Here is an 8,554-nt window from a genome sequence, read left to right on the forward strand (position 1 = left end):
TCCCGTAGCGACTTAATCAGGCCCACCAAGCCAAACTTCAGCAACCCTTCGGGACGGACAATGCCCTGCCAGATGGAATCCAGCCAAGAGGGAAGGGTCTCCTGAGTCCAGTCGGCGGTTTCTACCCGTCCCGCCACCAGGCCAGTAGCCTCCAACTGCTCGGCAAAGCCTTCGATGCTGGAGAAGGAAGGGTGTGACCATTGATCCAACAGTTGCCGCATCACCAGCCGCTCCCAAAAGTTCAGGGGCTTTTGCCGGTCGTCCCGCTGGTTCCAGTCGGCCACCACCAGGATCCCCCCTGGCTTCAACACCCGCAGCATCTCTTGGGCATAGCGGGCCTTGTCCGGCATGTGAGGCCCTGCCTCAATGGACCACACCACATCGAAGCTGGCATCGGGGAAGGGCAGGTCGAGGGCATCTGCCACCTGAAACTGGACAGGCAGATCAGGGGGGGTGAGCTCCTGGGCCCGCTTCACCTGCTGAGGACTGATGGTGATACCGGTTACAACAAAGCCGTAGTCACGGGCCAAGATGCGGCAGCTCCCACCAATGCCGCAGCCCACATCCAACACGGTTGTCCCTGCAGGCAGTCGATCCAACCCGCCCCAGCGCACCATCTCGTGAACAAAGTCGTGCTTGGCCTGCAGAAAATCTTTTCGTTGGGGAGGAGAGCCGTAGTGGCCTAGGTGAATGTGTTCGCCCCAGTAAAACTCTAGGATCCCATCCCGAGTCCACTCGTCGTAAGACTTGGCCACAGAGGCGGGAGACTCGTATTTGCGAGCAGTCAACAGATAGGCTGCCAAGCCCACGGCCAGCAGCACAGCTATGCCCAAAGCCCAAAAGATTGGATTCATCGGATCAACCATGAAGTTTCTATGAAGTCCCTCTGCGTGGTGGCAATCATTGTCGGTTGGATAGCGCAGCCCCAGGCGGAGTGCTTTCCGGTATGGGGCCAGCCAAGCAAAGGCGCAATCCCATCTTGACCCATCTGCTGGCTCAAGATGGAGTCTGGGGCAAAGGACGGCTGGGCGAGATTTTCCAGCACGATTCCAGCATCCGTTGGGGTCGCTGCCATCACCTGCTGGATGGGGTGTTCCAGGGGTGGCAACCTCAACAGCAGCGGCTGCTCCTTCACAAAAGGTTGGCGGCGTAGCGAGCAGCTCCCCTCAGCCCCACCTGCGCGTTCACCACCACCTGCACCGACAGTTGCTCCAGGAGAGGACGCATCCGCCCTTTGTCCAAAAACGAGGACAAAAACTCCCCTTGATGCAGTAGGCGCAAGAGCTTGGGCGCGATCCCCCCGGCGATGAACAGGCCCCCGCGCGGCAACAGGTGTAGGGCAAAGTTCCCGACTGCAGCCCCGTACAGGCTGATGAAAAGCCGCAGACACTCCACCGCCAGGGGATCCCGTGCTTCCATGGCGGCGTTGGCAATCTGGGCTGCCGGGTCAATATGCTTAGCTCCCTTTTCCCAAGCCTCAATTTGGGCCAGCAGCTGTTCTTCTCCTGAGCCCCACTGGCTATCCCGCAAAAATTGATAAATGGCAACGATCCCCTGCCCCGAGACCACCCGCTCGGTGGAGACACGTCCGTGCCGTTTTTGCAAATACCTCAAGAGCTCCCACTCCAGAGGGGTGCGCGGGGAAAAGTCCACGTGACCGCCCTCGCTGGCATGAACTTGGTAACCCCCTTCTCCCCAGGTAAGGTAAGCCTGCCCCAAACCCGTGCCTGCTCCCATCACGCCAATCGGAGCCCGCGGTTGACGCTCACCCACTTGCAAGGTGTCCAGATCCTGGTCGCCGAGGGCAAGCACGCCATACCCCACAGCGCTGAAGTCGTTGATCAAGGCTACGCGCGGGATCCCCAGCTCTGCGGCCAATTGGCTCGACTGCAGATCCCAGGGCAAGTTGGTCACTTTGGCAGTCTGTCCCTCAGACCCTGAGCCCCTTGTTTCCATGACGGGGCCGGCCACTGCAAAACAGGCGGCAGCAGGCTGTGGATCTCGCCCCAGCTCCCGCCGAGCCTGGGCCAGAAACTCTCCCACCATTGGGGCGAGGTTGGCGTAATCTTGGCTGGCATAGCGGCAGTGGTAAAGGCTGTGCTCGGGATCCTCGGCATTGACAAGGCTGAGGCTGGTTTTGGTGCCCCCGATGTCTCCTGCCAACAACAAGTCCATACAGTTTCCTCCGGCCAGCACCTCCTTCCCACCCTGACATCTCTGGAGAGAGAATGCCAGGCCCCCAAGGCTTCCCCGCTCCTGCTGGGGAGAAGAGGGAAGGGCAAAGAAGGTGCTATGTTAACTGATGTAAAGGTTTTTAATATTGCATTTTGTCTTCTACACCTTTTTTACCCCCTCTCCAAGATGAGCCTTGGCTGTCCTCTGAGCGTTTGGCCGGGCTGGATCCCCGCCCTCTCTCGGCTCAAAGGCGTTTTCGATCCCACCATGCCATTGGGGGAGTGGCAGCTCTGCTCGTGAGTCTGCCCGTTTTTGTGCAAGCGCCCCTGGTGCGGTATGCCCCTTGGGTCAGCTTGGTGATGTCTTTGGGCTGGCTGGGCCTTAGCTTGCATCTCTACTCCCAGCCCCGTACCCGCCTGTGGGGAGATTTGCTGTACGGCTTTACCCTGACTTGGCTGGCAGGATCCCTGTATTGGGGATGGCTGCGCTTTGAGCCTCTTTGGCACATGCCCATGGAAGCCTTGGGGATCCCGATTGTCTGGTGGGGGACACGGCGACGGTTTGCCCGCATCGGTACCTGGTTTTATCTCGGCTCCCTGTGGGGTACGGCAGTTACAGATCTCTACATTCACTCGGTGGGGCTGCTGCCTGAGTGGCGGCAGGCGATGCAGTTTGACCGGTTGGAGCAGGCGGTTGTCCCTTTTAGGGCGGCCCTCGACAAAATGGCTACCCCCTGGGGCCTGGGTTGGGGCATCGGCTTGGGCCTTCTGTTGCTGGGTGTTGGATTGTGGAGAGTCCAGGGATCCCGCCGCTTGCACCATTGGGCGTTTGCGGGAGCGGTGCTGAATACCCTATTGGTGGATGGGCTATTTGGCTGGGGGGCAGCTCTGCTGCGGTGAGCTGGGATATCCCCAAACTCTGCTTCAGGCAGGAGTAGGAATAGGGCTGGGAGCTCCATCGGACTCCGTCCTGCCAACGTCGGCGGCAGCAGGTGCAGTTGCCGGCAGTGTAGGTTCTGGCCCGGCAGGAGACCACTCCGGTGCCGGTGCGGGCTGAGGCAGAAAGTCGATGACCTCCCAAGTCTTGGAATCCGGTGAGCTGTAGGCCAGCAGCCACCGTTCGGGCACGGTTTTGACGCGGTCGGGCGAGCGTTGTGTAGCAACAGTTTGTGCCTTTTGGTGGGCCAGGGTGAGCTGGAAGGGATCCCCTTTGCGGCGATAGGGGCGGCGGGATCCCGGCGGATGCACGATTAGGGTGTAAGTGCCGCTGAGGTGATGGCCTTCCAGGGTTTCTCCTGAGGCCAGCAGCAAAGGTTCACGGCGATCCTGGCGGATTTTCACATCCTGCAATTGCAGGCGGGCTGCTAGCTGGTCACTGCCCACCAAGGATCCCACCGGCCCGGACACATGAGCGATCTGATAGGCAAGGGCCTGCTGCACAATCGGTTTTGGCGGCCTGGGGCCACAGCCGACCAGCAGCCCCACCAGCACAATAGCCACAAGGCTGAGTGCGCCGCGCACAACCGATCCCTGGCCCCTCCACCCCGACTTCGGCATCGCTTCCCCTGAGGCCATCAGACGGTAACTAAGGTGGGGTGTTGCTTCAGGTATTCCGTATTCACGCCGGACTCGCGGGTGAGAGCCACCAGGCCGGTACGAGCGATCTCACGGATGCCAAAGCTGGTCAACATCTTGATGATGGCCACCATTTTGCCGGGATCCCCGGTTACCTCGAGAGTCAAAGACTCCTCCGCCACATCCACAATCCGGGCGCGAAACATTTGGGCCACATCCATAATGGCGGAGCGGGTATCGGGGCTGGCATTGACCTTGACCAGCATCAACTCCCGTTCCACGCAGGGAACATGGGTGATATCGGTAACTTTCAGCACGTCGATGAGCTTGTAGAGCTGCTTCGTCATCTGCTCCACATCGTGTTCATCTCCCTGCACCACCATGGTGATGCGAGAGATCCCCGGTCGTTCGGTGGGGCCAACGGTGAGGCTGTCGATGTTAAAGCCGCGACGGGCAAACATCCCCGCAATGCGGGTTAAAACGCCAGGCTGATCCTGCACGAGGGCGCTGAGGGTGTGTTTCACGGCAACCAGAGGATAGAGAAAAAGCTGAGAAGAGGTTGGGGAAGCACCTGGGAATAACAATACCCTGAGGAAATTTTACGCCAACTTTGCCGGAATGTTTTTCGCATTGCTCCGGTCGGAGCACAGCTGCAGAGCCGGCGCCCTAGAGAAAGACAGCGCAGCCGTTAACTCTCCAAAGACCCGCGCGTAACCCCCAATTGGCTGTGTAGCTTCAGCTCCTGCCACAGTTGGGATCCGCTAAGTTGTCCTTGTAAGAGTTGCTGATAGCGATGCAGCGTTTGTTGAATCTCGGCGGGGGATTCATGCAAAAATTCGATGCGCAGATAGCGCAGGCCCAAGGCCAATAATTTCGGCACATATTCTGCCCCCGTTTGGGCCTTGCCGTTGTAGAGGGTATTCCGACAGCCGGCATCGGCCTTCAAAATGTGCTCGACATTGGCCCTGTCCCTCAGCTTCACCTCGTGTTTTTCACATGGGCGACCACAATTGGTGTAATCCGTTCCGCTGGATAAAAAGGCGCAAAAGACGCAGTGCTCCATGTGGAACAGGGGCATATGTTGATGAAGGGTAACCTCATACCTATGGGCGGGGCCGGCTTGCAGCAGGGATCCCAGTTGCTCGTGGTTGAGGTCATAGGAAGCCGTCAGGCGCTCCAGGTTGTAACGGGTTTTGAGATAGTGGGCCGTGATGGGATTGGCCACATTCAAGGAAAAATCCCCAATGCAGCGCTGCCCGGCAAAAAAACGGAGATGATCGTAATTTCTCACCAAGTAGCCATCGGCCCCAGCGGCCAACACTTGCTTTAGGATCCAGGTTTCTCCCGGCTTGGTGATGCGGGGCGGGGCAGCCCACAGCTCCACCTCAGGATGGGCGGCTTTGGTTGTGCGGATCACCTCCCGATAGCGGCGGGGATCCTCAAACTCCAGATAGATCTGCCTAATACCGCTGGCTATCGCCGCCGGCAGTTGCGCCGGATCCCGCACCAACGCCACCAACTGCGGGGATCCCCTTTCGGGCTCCTCCTGAGAAGGCACCAGATCTTGCCAGCGAGCTTCGGGATTGAGTTGCCAGCGCGGGGGCTGAGCTCGCAGAGCTTGTAGGCGTTCCACCGCTTGTCGGCGCATCTGGTTGAGCAGGCTCACCGGCAGCATTACCTCCCCCTGCAAGGCATTGTGCAGGGATCCCAACTTGAAGGGAGTGGAGCCCAAACGGCCCAGTTGCTGTCGCAGTTTTTCGGTGGTGAGGGGTTGGCGGTGGGCAGCTTCCAGGGGCAGCGGCGAATCCACCTGCACCGTATGGCCTTGCTCATCCCGCAGGATCAGCGTCAGCGGGGATCCCACTTGGCCGTGAACCTCCATGTGGACAGGCCGCTGAAAGCGGGGGTGATCCCCGGCGTAGCTCTGGCGCAGGCGCTTTTCCAGTTCCGGGTCGCTGGTCTTCCAGAGGCGATCCCCCACCCGCAGACGTTTGAGATCAATGACCCCCTCTCCGAAGCTGAGCCAGGCCAGCCCCTGCTTCTCTTGCACCCGGTAAACTCGCCCCCCCTGCTCCGGTAACTCCGGCTGCCCCTGATCAAACACCACGCCATCCCCGGCTTTGAGGGGTGCCTCCAGCCGGATCCCCACCTGATCCTGTTGGATCCCCACCACCTGCCCCAGGTAAACCCCCCGTTTCTTGCCAAACCGCGCGTGCACCAGCTCCTGGTTGTTGATGCCCCGCAGCCAGCCTGTGTAGAGCCCGCGAGAAAAGCTCATCTCCAGCTCGTAGCGTTCCTGCTGCGAAGGCTGCCACGGCTGCCCCGCTCCCAGCGCATCCAAGGCCTGCCGATACACCCGCGTTACATTGGCTACATATTCTGGGGATTTCAGTCGGCCCTCAATTTTCAGACAGCGGATCCCCAGCTTCACCAGCTCCGGTAGCACCTCCAGCCCGGCCAAATCTTGAGGGCTGAGCAGATACCGCTTCTCCCCCAAGTCGCGGCGGATCCCATCTACCACCAGCTCATAGGGCATGCGGCAGGCTTGAGCACATTCGCCTCGGTTGGCCGAACGCCCCCCCAGCGCCTCGCTGGTCAGACATTGCCCCGAGTAGGCCACACACAACGCCCCATGCACGAAGACCTCCAGAGATAGAGGGGATCCCTTCTCTTCCAGATAGGCCCGGATCTGGGCGATTTCCCGCAGGGAACATTCCCGCGCCAGCACCACCACCTCACAGCCCAGCTCGGCGGCAAACTCCGCTCCCACTCCGCTGGTAATGGTCATTTGCGTAGAAGCGTGGATGGGAAAGTCGGGAGAAAGATGCCGGATCAGGCGGGCTATGCCGATATCCTGCACAATCACCGCATCCACCCCCGCCGCGATCATCGAGCGGATGTATCCCTCGGCTTCCGTCAGCTCCCTTGGAAAAACCAGGGTATTTAAAGTAACATAGCCCCGTACCCCCCGCCGGTGCAGCCAGGCCATCAGTTCCGGCAAATCCGCTTCCGTAAAATTGCGGGCACGCATCCGGGCGTTGAAGCGCTCCAGCCCAAAATAGATGGCATCGGCCCCGTTTTCCACCGCCGCCTTGGCACACTCCCAATCCCCTGCCGGAGCCAGCAGTAGGGGCAGCTCAGCGGCACAACGACTCGTCTCTACGGGGCTCATCCCAGAAGCACTCATCGAGAAGCACTTTACTGTAGATGAATGAAGATGAAGAGGAAAAAGCCAAGGGATCCTTAACCCATTCAAACGCAAAAGACCTGAAAGACGGAACCGCTCCAACGCGGAAGCGTCGCGCAGCGCGAGCAGTAAACCCAGGACTCCGTACGTGCCTATTCTGCCGGCTGTTGGCAACTCCTTGATGCTGGAAAACCGTCAGTCTCTGAGGGCTTGCACCACTGGGGAGCCAGCTCTCGGCTAGCGCTTGCAGAGCCGATATACAGGCAAAGTGAAATGAAAGCTGCTGCCTTTGCCCAAGGAAGACTCCACCCAAATCTGGCCGTAGTGGGCACGCACAATCCGTCGGCAGAGGGAAAGGCCGATGCCATAGCCCTCCTGCTGCTGATCCCGGGACAGGCGGACGGAATCGGAGAAGATGCTCTCTTGGTCGGCTTCCGGGATCCCAGGGCCGGTATCGCTGACGGTCACCTGCACCTTTTGGCTGGTGCGATGGAGGACATCGAGGCGGATGGATCCCTCGGCAGGGGTGTACTTGATGGCGTTGTCCAGCAGGTTGAACAGAACTTGGCGGATCTTGTCGGGATCCACATGGACGGAGGGCAGATCCACGGGAATATCCGCTTGAAACTGCAGCCGCTTGCCTTGAATGCGCGGCCATAGCTCCTCGATCACCGCCTGACACAAGCCGGGCAACTGGGTTTCTACGGCTCGAATCCTCAGCTCCGAGGCAGCGCCACGGGCCGACTCCAGAATGTCGGTGATCATGCTGTCCATCTTGCGCAGTTGCTGGCGGGCATGGTCGAACAACTGCCGTTCCAGCGCTTTGTCCAGGGATCCCTCGCGCCCCTGCTGCAGGGTTTCGACCGCCAGAGCCGTGGCCGTCAGGGGACTGCGCAAATCATGCACCAGCATGGCCAGAACGCGATCTTTGAAGTCCAACTGCTCCCGCAATTGGGCCCGCTCCTGCCGCAGCAAAAACACCTCTTCCGACATTTGCAACAGTGCCTCAGTGGTTGGAGGGGAGGTGGGATGCCGTCCTGCCCCCTCTTGTTCGCGTAAGCGGACCGTAGGTCCATGGGAAGCCATTCGCGTCAGCGGGCCGGAGGCCAAAGCCGCCTGGCCTTGCCAACGGGGCCACCACACTTCCAACTGCGTCGCCAAGTCTTCGCCTGCCAAAACCTGAGCAGGCAAGGGTTCAGCCTTGACCAGAGCCGGGGTCACCACCAGCTTGTAATGCTCCGCCAGGTAGGGGTGCTCCTCCAGCGGCACCACTTCCAGTTGGGCAGGGTATTGGCCGGGCAACCCCTGGATGTGCTGGCGCAGATGTTCCTCAAGTTCGGCAACGACAGCTCGACTCTTGGCAAACAACAGCAGGCGAATGACAGAACGAGCGGAGGTGAGGTCTGGCGAAGTCTGCATAGGCCAAAGTCCAGTCGCGTTAGCGCTCGCGATAGCGGTGCGTAGCACATTGCGTAGCATTAAAGCCAAAGGTTGGCGTTTCAGCAGCCGGGATTGCCGTGCGCTCGTTCGCGGAAGCGGACCGTAGGTCCAACCGTAGGAGCCATTGCTGCTTGTTCCTTCCTAACACTAACCTTGGGGAAAGCTTAAAAAGGGACAT

Annotated in this window: 8 protein-coding genes; 2 read left to right on the forward strand and 6 right to left on the reverse strand. The window is 59.9% G+C overall.

Going from position 1 to position 8,554, the window contains the following annotated elements:
* The coding region (locus NW856_RS06800) for a methyltransferase domain-containing protein (protein WP_414399602.1) at positions 1-854 on the reverse strand (854 nt) is incomplete at its 3' end.
* 92 nt (positions 855-946) lie between these two features.
* Here NW856_RS06800 and NW856_RS06805 point away from each other — a divergent pair.
* The gene (locus NW856_RS06805) at positions 947-1,153 is read left to right on the forward strand and encodes a hypothetical protein (RefSeq protein ID WP_414399603.1); all 207 of its coding nucleotides are present in this window, start codon (positions 947-949) and stop codon (positions 1,151-1,153) included.
* Here NW856_RS06805 and NW856_RS06810 read toward each other — a convergent pair.
* Positions 1,132-2,175: a glucokinase gene (locus tag NW856_RS06810; RefSeq protein ID WP_011432607.1), complete on the reverse strand. Its 1,044-nt coding sequence runs from the start codon at positions 2,173-2,175 to the stop codon at positions 1,132-1,134. The genes NW856_RS06805 and NW856_RS06810 overlap by 22 nt on opposite strands.
* 152 nt (positions 2,176-2,327) lie before the next feature.
* Between NW856_RS06810 and NW856_RS06815 the strand changes: the two genes are divergently transcribed.
* Positions 2,328-3,074 carry a DUF3120 domain-containing protein gene (locus NW856_RS06815; RefSeq protein ID WP_414399604.1) on the forward strand — a complete coding sequence of 249 codons (747 nt, stop codon included), beginning with the start codon at positions 2,328-2,330 and terminating at the stop codon, positions 3,072-3,074.
* Between the two features lie 24 nt (positions 3,075-3,098).
* Here the strand turns inward: NW856_RS06815 and NW856_RS06820 are convergent, their stop codons facing one another.
* The 4 genes from NW856_RS06820 to NW856_RS06835 form a co-directional block, all read right to left on the reverse strand.
* On the reverse strand, positions 3,099-3,695 hold the full coding sequence (locus NW856_RS06820) for a hypothetical protein (protein WP_414399605.1): 597 nt from the start codon (positions 3,693-3,695) through the stop codon (positions 3,099-3,101).
* A gap of 53 nt (positions 3,696-3,748) precedes the next feature.
* The gene (gene ilvN, locus NW856_RS06825) at positions 3,749-4,273 is read right to left on the reverse strand and encodes an acetolactate synthase small subunit (RefSeq protein WP_011432604.1); all 525 of its coding nucleotides are present in this window, start codon (positions 4,271-4,273) and stop codon (positions 3,749-3,751) included.
* Between the two features lie 164 nt (positions 4,274-4,437).
* Positions 4,438-6,936, reverse strand: coding sequence for a DUF3656 domain-containing U32 family peptidase (locus tag NW856_RS06830; RefSeq protein WP_414399606.1), 2,499 nt, complete (start codon positions 6,934-6,936; stop codon positions 4,438-4,440).
* 237 nt (positions 6,937-7,173) lie between these two features.
* Positions 7,174-8,355, reverse strand: a complete 1,182-nt coding sequence (locus NW856_RS06835) for a histidine kinase (RefSeq protein WP_414399607.1) — start codon at positions 8,353-8,355, stop codon at positions 7,174-7,176.
* Positions 8,356-8,554: the final 199 nt, after the last annotated feature.

It is taken from the genome of Synechococcus sp. R3-13, assembly GCF_047462195.1.
Taxonomy (GTDB): Bacteria; Cyanobacteriota; Cyanobacteriia; order Thermostichales; family Thermostichaceae; genus Thermostichus.

Coding starts and splice junctions, on each gene's coding strand:
- NW856_RS06805 (WP_414399603.1), top strand. CDS start 947: ATGGGGCCAGCCAAGCAAAGGCGCAATCCCATCTTGACCCATCTGCTG.
- NW856_RS06810 (WP_011432607.1), bottom strand. CDS start 2,175: ATGGACTTGTTGTTGGCAGGAGACATCGGGGGCACCAAAACCAGCCTC.
- NW856_RS06830 (WP_414399606.1), bottom strand. CDS start 6,936: ATGAGTGCTTCTGGGATGAGCCCCGTAGAGACGAGTCGTTGTGCCGCT.
- NW856_RS06835 (WP_414399607.1), bottom strand. CDS start 8,355: ATGCAGACTTCGCCAGACCTCACCTCCGCTCGTTCTGTCATTCGCCTG.